The sequence below is a fragment of the Methylobacterium sp. SyP6R genome, from assembly GCF_019216885.1.
In the GTDB taxonomy this organism is placed as follows: Bacteria; Pseudomonadota; Alphaproteobacteria; order Rhizobiales; family Beijerinckiaceae; genus Methylobacterium.
Genome location: NZ_JAAQRC020000001.1, coordinates 5,532,624 through 5,547,756, shown reverse-complemented (window position 1 = coordinate 5,547,756; position 15,133 = coordinate 5,532,624). Strand labels below are relative to the sequence as shown.

The following is a 15,133-nucleotide window of genomic DNA, read 5'->3' as shown; positions in this document are numbered from 1 at the left end:
CCCTCTCCCGGCTCGCTCCGCTCGCCACCCTCCCCCGCAGAGGGGGGAGGGTTGGACCCGCGCTTCATCTTTCACCGGACGATCCTGCATCCCCGCCGGCCCGAACCGGCGCAACCGCCCCCCACCTCACCTCTGCGCAAACGCCCGGGTCAGTTCCGGATCCTGCGCCAAGCCGTCGAGCCAGCCGGTGCGCAGCTGCGGCACGGAGGAGAACAGCAGCCGCGAATAGGCTTCCGTCGGCTGCCCGTCATTCACGTCGGGGCGCAGCTGCTCGACCTTCTCGCCCTTGTACATCACCACGACCTCGTCGCAGATCGCCCGCACGGTCTCGATGTCGTGGCTGATGAACAGGTAGGACAGGGACAATTCGCGCTGGAGTTCCTTCAGGAGGTCGATGATCGCGGCGGCCACCACGGTGTCGAGCGCGGAGGTGATCTCGTCGCACAGGATCAGCTTGGCGTCGGCCGCGAGCGCGCGGGCGAGGTTGATGCGCTGCTTCTGGCCGCCCGAGAGTTCGCCGGGGCGGCGATGGCGTAAAGGCCGGGGCAGCCGCACCATGTCGAGCAGCTGGTCGATCCGCGCTTCCCGCGCCCGGCCGCCCATGCCGTGGTAGAAGGCGAGCGGCCGGCCCAGGATCTCGCCGATCGACTGGTGCGGGTTGAGCGCGGTATCGGCGGACTGGAACACGATCTGGAGGTCGCGCAGGTCCTCGCGGCGGCGCTTCCGGAAATCCGGCGCCAGGGTCCGGCCGTCGAGCAGAATCTCGCCGCGGGCCGCCGGCAGGATCCCGGCGATGACCCGGGCGAGCGTGGACTTGCCGCAACCCGATTCGCCGACGATGCCGAGGTTGCGCCCGCGGGCGAGCGTGAGGCTGACGTCCTTGAGGATGCGGACCGGCGGAAGGCCCTCCGCGTCGGGCTTGCCGTAGCCGGCGACGATGCCGCGCACCTCGAGGAGCGGGGCCTCGTCCTGGTCGATGCGGGCCGGGCGCGGGGCGGCGTCGGGCCGGAACGCCGCCAGGAGCTGGCGGGTATAGGGATGCTGCGGGCGCTCCAGGATGTCGGCCGTACGCCCCTCCTCCTGGATCTCGCCGTGGCGCAGCACGACGATCCGGTCGGCGATCTGCGCCACGACCGCGAGGTCGTGCGAGACGTAGACGCCCGCGATGCCGCCCTTGCGCATCACCGACTTGAAGGCGCGCAGAACCTCGACCTGGGTGGTGACGTCGAGGGCGGTGGTCGGCTCGTCGAAGATCACGAGCTTGGGATCGCCGATCAGCGCCATGGCGGCGGACAGGCGTTGCAGCTGGCCGCCCGAAACCTGGTGGGGATAGCGGTCGCCGATCGTGTCGGGGTTCGGCAGGGCCAGCGCCCGGAACAGCCCGACCGCCTTAATGCGGGCGTCGGCCACCGGCATCGAGCCGTGGATCTGCACGACCTCGACCACCTGGTCCATGATCGTGTGGGCGGGGTTGAAGGCGGCGGCCGCGCTCTGGGGCACGTAGGAGACCAGCGAGCCGCGCATGGTCGCCCGCTTGCTCTCGGGGAGCGCCCCCATCTCGACGCCGTCGAGGGTGACGGTGCCGCCGGTGACCCGGCAGCCCGGGCGGGTATAGCCCATCAGGTCGAGGGCGATCGTGGTCTTGCCCGAGCCGCTCTCGCCGATCAGGGCGACGATCTCGCCCTCGTCGATGTCGAACGAGACGCCGCGGATGATCTCGACGATGCGGCCGGCATCGGTGCGCGCCTCGATTCGCAGGTCGCGGACTTCGACGAGGCGGGTCATGCGTTGTCGCTCCGGTCGCGGATCTTCTTGGGCAGGTTGTCGATCAGGAGGTTCACGCTGATCGTCAAGCTGGCGATGGCGATGAGCGGGAAGATCACCGCCGGCGCGGCAAGCGACAGGCCGCCGATATTCTCCTTCACCAGCGAGCCCCAATCGGCGTTCGGCGGCTGCACGCCGAGCCCCAGGAAGGACATGCTCGAGAGGAGCAGCACGATGAAGACGAAGCGCAGGCCGAAATCGGCCAGGACCGGGCCGACGATCCCCGGCAGGATCTCCGCCCGGATGAGATAGCCGAGGCGCTCGCCGCGCACCCGGGCCACGGTGACGTAGTCCATGGCGTTGACGTTGACGGCGAGCGCCCGGGCGAAGCGATACGAGCCGGGGATGTAGATCACCGCCATCGTCAGGATCAGGACCGGGATCGAGGAGCCGACCGCGGCCACCAGCACCAGCGCCATGATCTTGCTCGGGATCGAGATCAGGGCGTCCAGGAAACGGCTGAGGCCTGCGTCGAAGACGCCGCCGATCACCGCCGCCGCCATGCCGAGGGTGACGCCCGAGATGCACGCGATCGTCACCGAGGCGAGCGAGATCCCCACCGTGTAGCGGGCGCCGAACAGGATGCGCGAGAGCACGTCGCGCCCGAGATAGTCGGTGCCCATCGGGTAGGCGGCCGACATCGGCTGGAAGAAGTCGAAATCGACGATCTCGCCGACGGGATGAGGGGCGATCAGCGGCGCGATCACCGCGACGATCGCCCAGGCGAGGATCACCAGGAAGGCGACCGCCCCGACCGGGCTGATCCGGTAGCCGATGCGCCAGCGGCGCGCCGGCCTCGTGCTGGACAGGGAAACGCTCATGCGTGGCGCAGCCTCGGATTGGAGACGATGGTGACGATGTCGGCGATCGTGATCAGCAGGAGGTAGGCGAGGCAGAAGATCATCGCGCAGCCCTGGATCAGGGGCAGGTCGCGGGTCGACACCGCGTCGAGCATCAGCTTGGCGATGCCCGGATAGTTGAAGATCGTCTCGACGATGATGACGCCGCCCAGCAGGTACGACAGGGAGAGCGCCACCGCGTTGACGATCGGCCCGAGGGCGTTCGGCAGGGCGTGGCGCAGCACCATGCGGCGGCGCGAGGCCCCCTTCAGCAGCGCCATTTCGACGTAGGGCGCGCTCAGGGTCTCGATCACGGCGGCCCGGGTCATGCGGATCATCTGCGCCGAGATGACGAAGCTGAGCGTGATCACCGGCATGGCGAAGGCCTTGAGCAGGCCGCCGAGCGTCGTGACGTCGCCGGTCATCGACAGGGCCGGCAGCCAGCCGAGATACACCGCGAAGACGATGACCGAGAGGGTCGCCACCAGGAACTCGGGCACCGAGATCACCGCGATGGTGAAGATCGCGATGATCCGGTCGACGACCGTGCCGCGCAGGATGGCGGCGGTGATGCCGAGCGTCAGGGCGAACGGCACCGAGATCGCCGCGGTCACGCCCGCGAGCTTCAGCGAGTTGCCCAAGCGGTTGCCGATCAGCTCGGCGACCGGGATGTTGTTGACGTAGGACACGCCGAGGTCGCCGGTGGCGAGGTTCTTCAGCCAGAGCAGGAAGCGCAGGGCGGCCGGCTGGTCGAGATGCATCGCCTGGCGCAGGCCCGCCACCGCCTCGGGCGTCGCCGCCTGGCCGAGCAGGATCTGCACCACATCCCCCGGCAGGAACGCGGTCGCGAAGAAGATGATGACGGCGACGATCAGCAGCGTCATCAGGGTGACCACCACGCGTCCCGCGATCATGCGGAGGATGAGAGTGTTCATGGACGAACCATGGCTGGCGGGGCTGGCACGAGGTCCCGGGGGTGATCACCCCCGGGACCGGCGGAGGATGGCGGTCAGGCCCCGAACCAGGTGTATTCCGGCAGGGTGTAGCCCATCATGCCGCCGAGCGGGTTGGCGACCAGCCCCTTGAGCTTGGGCGTCACGCCGTCGAGGTTCGACTGGAAGACCGGGATGATGGTGCCGGCCTCGTTGGCGACCATCGCCTGCATCTCGCCGTAGATCTGCTTGCGCTTGCCCTGGTCGAGAAGGCCACGGGCCTCGACCAGCATGGCGTCGAACTTCTCCGACTTGTACCGGCTCTCGTTCCACGGCGCGGTCGACTGGTAGAACGTCGAGAAGATGATGTCCGGGGTCGGCCGGGCGTTGATGTTGCCGAAGCCGACCGCGTCCTTGAGCCAGTGGTTCGACCAGAAGCCGTCCGAGGGGACGCGGTCGATCACGACGTTCAGGCCGATCTTGCCCGCCGCCTGCTGGATCACGGCGGCGTAGTCGGCCGAGCTGCTGGCGGCGTCGGAGGCCACCATGCGGACCTCCTGGCCGAGGAGGCCGGCCTTCTGGAACAGGGACTTGGCCCGCTCCGGATCGAACTCGCGCTGCTTGAGCTCGGCGTTGAAATAGGGGCTCCAGGACGGGATCGGCTGGTCGTTGGCGATTTCGGCCAGCCCGCGCAGGACCGACTTCTGGATCACCGGCCGGTTGACCAGGTACTTGAAGCCCTCGACCACCCCGGCCTTGTCGCCCGGCGCCATGTCGAGCCGCAGGTTGAGGTCGGTATAGGTGCCGAGCTTGCTGATGAAGGGGGCGATCGACGGGTTGCCCTCGATGACGCGCAGCGAGCGCGGGTTGAGGTTGGCGCCGACATGGATGTCGCCCGACAGCACCGCGTTGAGGCGCGCCGACTCGTCCGAGATCGCGAAATACTCGAAGCTGTCGAAATAGGGACCGGTGGACTTCCAGTAATTCGTGTTGCGGGCGACGACCGAGCGCACGCCGGGCTTGAACTCCTTCAGCACGAAGCCGCCGGTGCCGTTGCCCTTGGAAAAGTCGCTCGTGCCGTCGGCCACGATCATGAAGTGGTGCAGCGCCAGGATCATCGGCAGGTCGGCATTGGCGGCGACGAGCGTGATCGTGGCGGTCAGGTCGTCGGCGGCCGTCACGTCGGCGAATTGCTTGGCCAGCGTGGCGACCTTCGAGCCGACGGCGGGGTCGAGGTGGCGCTTGAGCGAGAAGACCACGTCCTTGGCCGTCAGGCTCTTGCCGTCGTGGAAGGTCACGCCCTTGCGCAGCTTGACGGTCCAGGTCTTGGCGTCGGCGCTCTCGACGCTGTCGGCCAGTTCCATGACGAGCTTGCCGGTGCCGTCGATGAAGGTCAGCCGGTTGTAGAGGGCACAGCACCGGGTGTAGTCGGTGGCGTTCGAGGCCTTGGCCGGATCGAGGGTGTCGGCGGTCGAGGCCGAGAAGCCTGCGATCTTGAGGTGGCCGCCCTTGACCGGCTCGGCGGCGAGCGCCGCGCCGGCCCGGCCGAGGATCGCGCCGCCGGCCGAGAGTGCGATGCCGCCGCCCATCAGCATCCGCAGCAGCTCGCGCCGGTCGGCGCCGCGCCGGATGGCGGTCTCGACCATCGCGTCGTCGCCGGGAGTCCAGTTGGCAATCGTGTCGCTCATCGCAAGCTCCTGGTGCGGCGGTGATCCGCCGACGGCGCGGGGGTTGAAGGAAACGGGTCGAGGCGGGCCGCATCCCGCGACGACGGTCGTGACGAGGACGCTGGCGGATCGGTCGTGGAGGCCCGGCCAAGGGCGACATCCGATCTCGCGGGCCGTCGCATTCGAGTACCCGTCCCACGCTCGGGGAGCGCGGGCGGGCCGTCCGACGCCGTCGTCGAGCCGAGCGGCGGCGGGTGAACCTCGGCGGATGGAGCGAAGCCCATGCCATCCGATCCTGGCCGGCGCCCTCGCCTCCGTGACCCTCCGGGGGAGCGGCGTGCGGCCCGTTTCTCGATGGAAGCAGTGTGGCTCATCCGCAACGCGATTTGCACCGAAACGACGGAAAGGGACGGCACAAAATTGCGAATATGCGGTTCCGGCAAAATTTGTGCGAGGCACCACCGCATCCTGATTCGGCAGATTTCTAGAAGCTCTTTGCCGTCCTGATACGATATCTCCATATCCTTGTAGCGATGTCGGCGAAATCTCGCATGTTAACCGTAATATTAAAGACGGCCAACGGTCGCGCGGGGACTGACGTCGTCGCCGCGGATGAAAGCAATTTCTCGACACTGCCGGTATCGTCTGCGGATCATCGACGCAGAGATTGCGGCAGGTGGCATTTTTGGATGGCGCCACCCTCGCTCCGGTCCGTGGCGCGGATCGCCACGCCCCCGGCGATGCCGCCGGCCGGCCGACAGGCGCAATAGTGTGCTTTCGTCGGAGCCGCCGGGTTCGACCGCCGATCTGTGGGTCGGGCCGCGGTACACGACACGTGAGGTTGCGCAGTGCGGGAGCGACGGTCGAGCGCAGCCACACTGCGCAACCTGCCGTGTCGTGTCCTATGCGCCCAAACGCAAGAAAGGCGGCCTCCCGGCCGCCTCCCCCACTTTCGAAATCGGCCCTACGTCAGGCCGGGATCACTCGTAGACGCAGACGTAGATCTTGCGCACGGTCTCGATCGTGCGCCAGATGCCGACGAAGCCGGGCTTCATCACGAAGCTGTCGCCGGCCCGGTAGGTCGTGGTCTCGCCGCCCTTCTCCTCGATCTCGACCAGGCCGGAGAGGATGTGGCAGAATTCGAAGGTGGTGCCCTTGATCGAATGGGTCTCGCCCGGGGTGGCCTCCCAGATTCCGGTCTTGATCATCTCGCCGCGGGACTCGTCCTGCGCCCAGGTCTTGAACTCGGGCGAGCCCGAGATCAGGCGCTCGGGCAGCGGCAGGCCGAGCTTCGGGGCGAATTGCGGGTCGGTGTCGATGGTGATCAGAAGGGACATGCTTGTTTCCTCGGCGGGAGAGCCCGGTCGTCGGCCGGCCGGCTGCGACGCATCGCCTGCCTCGCCTTGGCCTGCCTCGCCTTGGCCTGCCTCCCCTTGAACCGCCTCGACCCTATCGACGGACAACCGGGGGCTGCTGCCGTAAATCGGGAGGCTTCGGGCGAAAATTCCGAAAACCGCTCGATCTCCAGCGGAAATGTCGGCGCGATCCGTCCCATCTTACGGTGAGCGGTGGCGCCATGGAGACGCGAAGCGGGCCGAGACGGTCCGGGTCGCGCTCCTGAGCAGACTTGCGTTGGCAGGCCAACGCTTCGTCCGCTCAGGTTCTTGTTTCGTCGCAGATTCTTGTTTCGTCGCAGATTCTTGCCGCAAAACCGGCAGCCACTTTTGCGGAATCTGCTCAGGCGCCGGCCGAAAGGAGTTGATGTGGTGACGACGTCCCCCAACACGATGCGGCTGAAGTCCTTCGAGCTCGCCACGCAGGACATCGCCTCCGTCGACGTGGAAGCGCTCCACGCCTTGTCCCTCGGCGTCGAGTGGCCGCATCGCCCCGGCGACTGGGATGCGTTCCGCACCCTCGGGCACGGCATCGTCGCGCTCGACGCGATCGGCCGCGTCTTCAGTTCGGCCATGTGGTTTCCCCACGGCGAGGAGTGCGCGACCATCGGCATGGTCATCACCTCGCCGCGCCTCCAGACCCATGGCGGCGGGCGCTGGATGATGGACCGCATCCTCCAGCAATGCGGCGACCGCCGCCTGATCCTGAACTCGACCCGCGCCGCCTATCGCCTCTACGTCTCCCTCGGCTTCGAGCCGCAGGCGACGGTCTACCAGCACCAGGGCTACGCCACGCCCTGGGCCGCATCGTTCCCCGGCTCGGCCGACGCGGTCGAGGCGATCGCGCCGGCCGGGCTCGGCGAGGTCGCGGCCCTGGACGCGTCGGCGTTCGGGGCGGTCCGGCCCCGGCTGATGGCGCATCTCGCCGAGACGGCGGAGACCCGGGGCCTGCGCCGCGACGGGCGCCTCGTCGGCTACGGCATGCGTCGCGCCTTCGGGCGGGGCATCGTCATCGGGCCGGTCGCGGCGGAGAGCGAGGAGGACGCCGTCGCGCTCGTCGCTTCCCTCCTCACCGGCCTCGACGGCCGGTTCGTCCGCCTCGACACGCGCCAATCCCCCGGCCCGCTCCGCTCCTTCCTGGACGCGGCGGGGCTGAAGCTGTTCGACACGACCAAGACCCTGACCCGCGGCGCGCCGCTCCCCTTGGTGGAGCCGGGACGTCCGGGGATCTACGGCCTGGCAGCCCATGCCCTGAGCTAAGCAGATTTCGCAAAAGTGGCGGCCGGTTTTGCGACAAAAATCTGCGATAATTCAACAACCTAAGCGGACGAAGCGTTGGCTTGCCAACGCAAGTCTGCTTAGATCGACGCCACGACGATCGGGCCGATCCGTCGTCGCCCCGGCCGTCGGCGACACCGCAGACCCATCCGATCCCGGTGGAGTCGCGCCATGCGGCTCTTCTCTGATCTCCCATGCCCGACCGGGCGACGCGCGAAGGCCGTCGGCCTCCGGCGGACGCCGTTCGCGACCGATGGGCGGGCCTTGCCCGTCCCGTCCTGCAACCCGCGCGAGACCACCACCATCATGGACACCGCAATCCGCCCGGCCGTTCCCCCGGACACCCTCCCGGGACTGCCGATCGAGACCGATCCGGTCGCCCTGGTGCCCTTCGCGGCGGCGCATCTGCCCGGTGCCTTGAGCCTCTCCCAGGAGATGTCCTGGCCCTACCGGCTCGAGGATTGGGACTTCGCGCTTCAGGTCGGCCGGGGCTTCGCCCTCGAACGCGACGGGGCGATGATCGGAACGGCGGCCCTGTTTCCCGACGAGGGTGCGCTCGCGACCGTCGGCATGATCATCGTGTCGGGGGCGGCTCAGGGGTGCGGCTACGGCAAGCGCCTGCTGGAGGCGCTGCTCGCGGCGGCCGGGCCGCGCGGCATCCTGCTCAACTCGACCGCGGCGGGGCGCGGGCTCTACGAACGCTACGGCTTCAAGCCCGTCGGCACCCTGTCGCAGCACCAGGGCCCGTACCGGCTCCACCGCGCGGCCGCGCCCGATCCGGATGGCGACATCCGCCCGGATGGCGACATCCGCGCGATGGGCCCGGCGGATCTCGCCGCCATCGCGCGGCTCGACCGCGAGGCGACCGGGTTTGCGCGCCGCCCGATGCTGGACCGCCTCGCCGCGGCCGGCGAGGGCGTCGTGCTCCTGCGGGACGGCGCGCCCGCCGGCTACGCCATCGCCCGCCCCTTCGGCCGCGGCCACGTGATCGGCCCGGTCGTCGCCGGGAGCCAGGACGAGGCGCGCCGCCTGATCGAGGCGGCGCTCGCTCCCCTCGACGGCCGCTTCGTGCGGATCGACGTGCCGGACGAAGCGCAGCTCTCGCCCTGGCTCGCCGGGATCGGCCTGCCGCTGGTCGGCGACGCCCTCACCATGGTGCGCGGCGTCCTGCCGCCGACCGGGCCGGCGCACCTCTTCGCCCTCGCCAACCAGTCGTTCAACTAGAGCACTTCACGATCGCGCTGCAATCGCGAAGCTCTCTCGTCTTCGATTTTGCCGCATCTTCTGCGACGAACCGGTATCCGCTTCGTCGGAAAATGCTCCAACCTGAAGTGGCCCGACGATGCTGCTGATCAGCCTGCTCCTGCGTCATTGTCGCCGCCGAACCGCCGGCCGTTCGCGGCCGGTGAAATGATGCCGAGGCCGAACGCGGCGTCGACCGGCGCCGCCTCCCTGTTTTCCAATCTTCCGGTGCCGCGATGAAGCTCACTTCCTATTGGCTGGACACGTCGACGCCGTTTTCGGGCGGCGCTCAGGGACCCGTCGAGGGCACCTGCGACGTCGCGGTGATCGGCGGCGGCCTGACCGGCTCCTCCGCCGCCCTGGCGCTCGCCAAGAAGGGCGCCCGCGTCGTCCTCCTGGAGGCCGACACGATCGGCAACGCCGCCTCGGGCCGCAACGGCGGCATGTGCAACAACGGCTTTGCGCAGGATTACGCCACCCTCTCGGGCAAGCTCGGCCCGGATGTCGCCAACACGCTGTATCGCGCCTTCGATGCCGGCGTCGACACGGTCGAGCGCCTGGTGCGGGAAGAGGCGATCGATTGCAGCTTCGCCCGGGTCGGCAAGATCAAGCTCGCGGCGAAGCCCGAGCATTACGACAAGCTGGCGCGCAGCCAGGAACTGCTCGCCGCCACCGTCGATCCCGACACCGAGATGGTGAGCCGCGCCGATCTGCCGGCCGAGATCGGGTCGCAGCGCTATTACGGCGGCCTGATCTACCGCAAGAGCGCCGCCCTGCATGTCGGCCGCTTCGTCCGTGGGCTGGCCGAGGCCGCGGCGCGCCGCGGCGTCGCCGTCCACGAGCGCACTCCGATGACGAGCCTGAAGGCGGCGCCGGGCGGCGGCCACCTCGTCGGCACGCCCAAGGGCACGGTGCGGGCGAAGCAGGTTCTGCTCGCCAGCGGCATCTCGCAGGCCGGTCCGCTCGGCTGGGTGCGCCGGCGCATCGTCCCGGTCGGCGCCTTCCTCATCGTCACCGAGCCGCTGCCGGTGGAGATGCTCGACCGGCTCACCCCGCGCCGCCGCAACGCGACCGACACCAAGAACCTCGTCAACTACTTCCGCACCACCCCCGACAACCGGCTTCTGTTCGGGGGACGCGCCCGCTTCGCGGTCTCGAACCCGGCCTCGGACGAGAAGAGCGGCGAAATCCTGCGCGCCGCCCTGCACGACGTCTTCCCCGAATTGACCAAGGTCCGCATCGACTATTGCTGGGGCGGCATGGTCGACATGACCCGCGACCGTCTTCCCCGGGCCGGCGAGCGCGACGGCATCTACTACTCGATGGGCTACAGCGGCCACGGCACCCAGATGTCGACCCTGATGGGCACCATCATGGCCGAGGTCATGGATGGTCGCGCCGAGCTGAACCCCTGGAGCCAGTTCGCCTGGCCGGCGATTCCCGGCCATTTCGGCCCGCCCTGGTTCCTGCCGGTGGTCGGCGCCTATTACCGCCTGAAGGACCGCTTCCAATGACCGATCCCCTTCGGCATCTGACCGAGGCCGGCATGCTCGGCCGCTTCTACAGCGACGGGGCGTGGCGCGAGCCGGCCGGCCTCGAGCGCGTCGGCGTCGTCGATCCGGCGAACGAGACGGTGATCGCCGAGATCGCGCTCTGCGGCACGCAAGACGTCGAGCACGCGGTGGCTGCGGCCCGGCGGGCCTTCCCGGCCTGGTCGCGGACGGCGCCGGCCGAGCGCGCGGCCCTCCTCGACCGCGTCCACGGGCTGGTGATGGAGCGGCTGGAGCTGTTCGCCCAGGCGCTGTCCGCCGAGATGGGCGCGCCCATCACCTACGCGCGCCAGGCGCAAGTGCCGCTCGCCGCGGCGCATCTGCGGGTCGCCCGCGACCTGCTGGCGACCTATCCCTTCCTGTCGCAGCGCGGGACCACCGCCATCGCCCGCGAGGCGATCGGCGTCTGCGGGCTGATCACGCCCTGGAACTGGCCGCTCTACCAGATCACCGCCAAGGTCGGCCCGGCGCTCGCGGCGGGCTGCACGGTGGTGCTCAAGCCGAGCGAGCTGTCGCCCTTGAGCGCCCTGCTCTTCGCCGAGGTGATGCACGAGGCCGGCTGCCCGGCCGGCGTGTTCAACCTCGTCAACGGCACCGGGCCGGTGGTCGGCGAGGCGCTCAGCGTCCATCCGGAGGTCGACATGATCTCGATCACCGGCTCGACCCGGGCCGGTGTCCTCGTCGCACAGGCCGCGGCTCCCACCGTCAAGCGCGTCGGCCAGGAGCTCGGCGGCAAGTCGCCCAACATCGTGCTGCCGGACGCCGATCTCGCCCGCTGCATCCCGCTCGGCGTCGCGGCAGCGATGCGCAACCTCGGCCAGTCCTGCAGCGCCCCCACCCGGATGCTGGTGCCCCGCGCGCGTCTCGCCGAGGTCGAAGCCCTGGCGGCCAAGACCGCAGAGGGATTCGTGGTCGGCGACCCGCGCCGCGAGGAGACGACCCACGGGGCGATCGCCAACCGGGCGCAGTACGACCGGATCCAGCAGATGATCCGGATCGGCATCGAGGAGGGCGCCAAGCTCGTCGCCGGCGGGCCGGGGCGGCCCGAGGGCCTGACCACCGGCCTCTTCGCCCGGCCGACCGTCTTCTCCGAGGTGGCCTGCGACATGGCGATCGCCCAGGAGGAGATTTTCGGCCCCGTCCTGGCGATCCTGCCCTACGACACGGTCGAGGAGGCGGTGGCGATCGCCAACGACACGATCTACGGTCTCGGCGCCCACGTGCACGGCACCGACATGGAGCAGGTCCGGGCGGTGGCGCGGCAGATCCGGGCGGGCCAAGTCCACCTCAACGCGCCCGATTGGGACCCGTACGCCCCGTTCGGCGGCTACAAGCGCTCGGGCAACGGCCGGGAATACGGCCGCGAGGGTCTTGAGGAATATCTGGAGACCAAGGCCATCCTGGGCTTCTACCGGCAACAGGACTGAACCGAGGACGCAGCGATGGCCACGTTCATTCCGGAAGCCCAGTCCGCCCGCCTGATCTCGCACGAGGCGGCGTTCGAGCCCGTGCGGCGGGCGCTGGTCGCGGCGGCGTCCGACGGCGCCTCCGTGTTCCCGGCGGTGATCGCCCGGGCCTCGGACCCGCGCGACACCTTCTCGATCAAGTCGGGCTCGACCGCGGAACTCGCCGGCCTCAAGGTCGGGGCGTTCTGGCACAACAACCCCGCCCGGGGCCTGCCGCGCCACAACTCGACGATCCTGCTGATCGACCAGGATTGCGGGCGGATCGGCGCGGTGGTCGAGGCCGCCGCGGCCAACGCCTACCGCACCGCCGCCGCCAACGCGGTGGCGGCCCAAGCCCTGGCCCGGCCCGACAGCAGCACGCTGGCGATCTTCGGCGCCGGCAACCAGGCCCTCTACGAGGTCGGAGCGCTCGCCCGCATCCTGCCCCTGACGCATCTCCACGTCGTGGCCCGCGAGCGGGAGAAGGCCGAGGGCTTCGCCAAGCGGCTCGAGGACCAGGGCGTCGCCCTCGATGTCTCGCTCTCGACGGCGGAGGCGGCCTGCCGCGCCGCCGACGTGATCGTCACCGCCACACCCTCGCGCGTGCCGCTCTTCGAGGCGGCCTGGGTGCGTCCCGGGACGCACATCGCCGGCATGGGCTCGGACGCCCGCGGCAAGCACGAAGTGCCGGTGGAGCTCTACGAGACCGCGCGCCTGTTCTGCGACCTGCCCTCGCAATCGGTCGAGATCGGCGAGTTCCAGCACGTCCGCGACCGGATCGAGAGCGGCGCACTGGTTCTCTCCCCGATCGGCGCGGTGCTCGAAGGCCGCTGCCCCGGCCGCACGTCGCGCGAGGACATCACCGTCTTCGACAGTTCCGGCATCGCGCTCCAGGACCTGTATATCGGCCAGTTCCTGCTCGACGCGGCCAAGGCCGCGGCGGAGCGGGGCGAGGGCTGACGACCCGCCGGCTCGCCGCCGACGAGGGTGGCGTGCCGGACGGGCGACGGTGGACCGTCCCGGGGAAGCGTGATCGGCAGTTACGCCCACGATCTCGTCCTGAGGCGCTCAGACATCGCCGAAGACCACTACGTTCGGGGCCTCCACGGTCTTCACGGCTCGATTCGTGCGGATAACGGTGATGGTGATAAGATACATCGTCATCTCTTCTGATCTGCAAACCGAATCAGAAGCGAGGCCGCTAGCCATACTGAAGCCTCTTCTCCAATTGTCTGTATTAATATTATTCGATATTTCATAAAAATAATTGTAAGGTTATTTTAAGTAAATCAATTTCAGCAATTATGATTTTAGGAATATTTTCTATTATCCAGCGGGACAATCGATTGCACTATATTGCAATGGTTTGCATGAGGGCAATTTTATAAGAATATAATAATTCATTAGCATCGCGACAGGAAATCCATAATCACGTTGACGTGGACTAGAAACATGGTGATTATTCGGCGATCTGCCACGCTATCATCGCAAAAAGGTTTCCATATATTTATTCAAAAATATTAGAGTGACCGGTCCCCGCCTTAATTGTTCGTCGTGCACAGGAACATGCTTTCATGTCCGTTTTAAATAAAAACTACATAAAAAATGCCGCTTATATAATCGTGGCGTTGGAAATATTTGCAATATTTTTTGCATTTGCGCTTGATAAAAATCTTACGTCCCCTCATCTATATACAAAGATATGCGTGTTTTTTATACTTACAAATTTGCTGCCATGCGTATTTGGTGCGTCTATAATAATATTAAATAACGAGAAAAATATATTAAATTGTATAAATTGGATAGAATCCAATCGCGTGAAGTTTTTTATTCTGATATTTCCAGCATGCTGCTTGTTATTTTGGTATGCTGTCGTTCTCTTAAAGAGATAAATATATAATTTTTATAAAATACCAATACAATGAACGGCTGGCTATCGAATCGTAAAGGAAGAAATATGAGCCCTGCATCAAAATACGTCCTGCCATATGTGACTTCAATTGCAATAATTTATCAACAATAATCAATCATAAATTAAATAAATTTTACATTCCACCTTAAACAGCAGATGTAGCCGCTGGGATACGAGCTGTTATACTTCCTGATGCTTCGATTCAGCTATCGCACCATAATTATCCACTATCGCACCATAGTTATCCACGGAGTATTTTTGGGTACGCGCGTTCGTCGGCCCATCTTATCCGGGCTGGCGAAGGGGGCCTGACACCTACCCCGCGATGGCGCCACCCGCCCCGGCACACCAGATTAATTACGCAATTTTTGCTATTTATTTGATATCAATCAATGGTTATGCAGAAATATTTTCGATTTTTATTAATCACCATCTCGGTGAATTATGCGTCTCATTTGATTGGCATTTTAATTGGCGGCCGCATCGATAAGTTTATTGAGCATTGAACATGCCGCAGAGAGGCCCGATTCGCTAGCCGCTGGCACGACGCATTGCTGGAGGACTGCAGGGTGCATCCCAGTTCTTCCCGAATATTTCTTTGTTCAGACGATCGTTTATCAGTCATTTACCAACATAACAACGGTCGTGCGCCAATCTCGCAATGATCGAAGCAGCCCCTTCGATGATGATGGTACCTCATCGCAGGTCACGGCCCGCGGATCGGAGCAACGGCCACGGCAGAGCCAGTACCATGCGGCCGCCCGCAGCAGACACGGTACGACGTCATCTCCGGATGAACCCCGCCGGCCGTCGCGCGACCATCGTACTGGCGATCGGGGCAATGAATCCCGGCTCGCTTCGCCGCCGCCTCGGAAATATTTGCGATGCATGACCCGCGATATCGGAAGCCGCTGAGCGTCGGTGACCCGGCCGATTCATGCGGGCCGCCGCCATGCGACGGCCGTATGACGTCATTCGCCGCAGAATACATCGCATGAAGGAGTCCGGAACGGCAAACTTGGCAGTAGCGCAGCGTCGGCGGCCCTGCTA

10 protein-coding genes are annotated in these 15,133 nt (G+C 66.5%); 5 read left to right on the top strand and 5 right to left on the bottom strand.

What is annotated here, in order from left to right:
- Positions 1-126: 126 nt before the first annotated feature.
- The 5 genes from HBB12_RS25455 to HBB12_RS25435 form a co-directional block, all read right to left on the bottom strand.
- The gene (locus HBB12_RS25455) at positions 127-1,785 is read right to left on the bottom strand and encodes an ABC transporter ATP-binding protein (RefSeq protein WP_236991928.1); all 1,659 of its coding nucleotides are present in this window, start codon (positions 1,783-1,785) and stop codon (positions 127-129) included.
- The gene (locus HBB12_RS25450) at positions 1,782-2,645 is read right to left on the bottom strand and encodes an ABC transporter permease (protein ID WP_236991927.1); all 864 of its coding nucleotides are present in this window, start codon (positions 2,643-2,645) and stop codon (positions 1,782-1,784) included. The genes HBB12_RS25455 and HBB12_RS25450 overlap by 4 nt, the downstream gene beginning before the upstream one ends.
- Complete coding sequence (locus tag HBB12_RS25445) at positions 2,642-3,598, bottom strand: ABC transporter permease (protein WP_236991926.1); 957 nt, start codon at positions 3,596-3,598, stop codon at positions 2,642-2,644. Before HBB12_RS25445 ends, HBB12_RS25450 begins: the two co-directional genes overlap by 4 nt.
- Positions 3,599-3,672: 74 nt before the next feature.
- Entirely contained in the window at positions 3,673-5,283 is a 1,611-nt protein-coding gene (locus HBB12_RS25440; RefSeq protein ID WP_236991925.1) for an ABC transporter substrate-binding protein, read from the bottom strand.
- A 959-nt stretch (positions 5,284-6,242) separates the two neighbouring features.
- Positions 6,243-6,599 (bottom strand): cupin domain-containing protein, encoded by a 357-nt coding sequence (locus HBB12_RS25435; protein WP_236991924.1) that lies wholly within the window; start codon positions 6,597-6,599, stop codon positions 6,243-6,245.
- Between the two features lie 429 nt (positions 6,600-7,028).
- Here HBB12_RS25435 and HBB12_RS25430 point away from each other — a divergent pair, with 429 nt between their 5' ends.
- From HBB12_RS25430 to HBB12_RS25410, 5 genes are all read left to right on the top strand, one after another.
- Positions 7,029-7,916 carry a GNAT family N-acetyltransferase gene (locus HBB12_RS25430; protein WP_336886955.1) on the top strand — a complete coding sequence of 296 codons (888 nt, stop codon included), beginning with the start codon at positions 7,029-7,031 and terminating at the stop codon, positions 7,914-7,916.
- Between the two features lie 189 nt (positions 7,917-8,105).
- Positions 8,106-9,158 carry a GNAT family N-acetyltransferase gene (locus HBB12_RS25425; protein WP_336886954.1) on the top strand — a complete coding sequence of 351 codons (1,053 nt, stop codon included), beginning with the start codon at positions 8,106-8,108 and terminating at the stop codon, positions 9,156-9,158.
- A gap of 254 nt (positions 9,159-9,412) precedes the next feature.
- On the top strand, positions 9,413-10,690 hold the full coding sequence (locus tag HBB12_RS25420) for an NAD(P)/FAD-dependent oxidoreductase (protein ID WP_236991923.1): 1,278 nt from the start codon (positions 9,413-9,415) through the stop codon (positions 10,688-10,690).
- On the top strand, positions 10,687-12,153 hold the full coding sequence (locus HBB12_RS25415; protein ID WP_236991922.1) for an aldehyde dehydrogenase family protein: 1,467 nt from the start codon (positions 10,687-10,689) through the stop codon (positions 12,151-12,153). The genes HBB12_RS25420 and HBB12_RS25415 overlap by 4 nt, the downstream gene beginning before the upstream one ends.
- A gap of 15 nt (positions 12,154-12,168) precedes the next feature.
- Positions 12,169-13,131, top strand: a complete 963-nt coding sequence (locus tag HBB12_RS25410; protein ID WP_236991921.1) for an ornithine cyclodeaminase family protein — start codon at positions 12,169-12,171, stop codon at positions 13,129-13,131.
- Positions 13,132-15,133 lie beyond the last annotated feature (2,002 nt).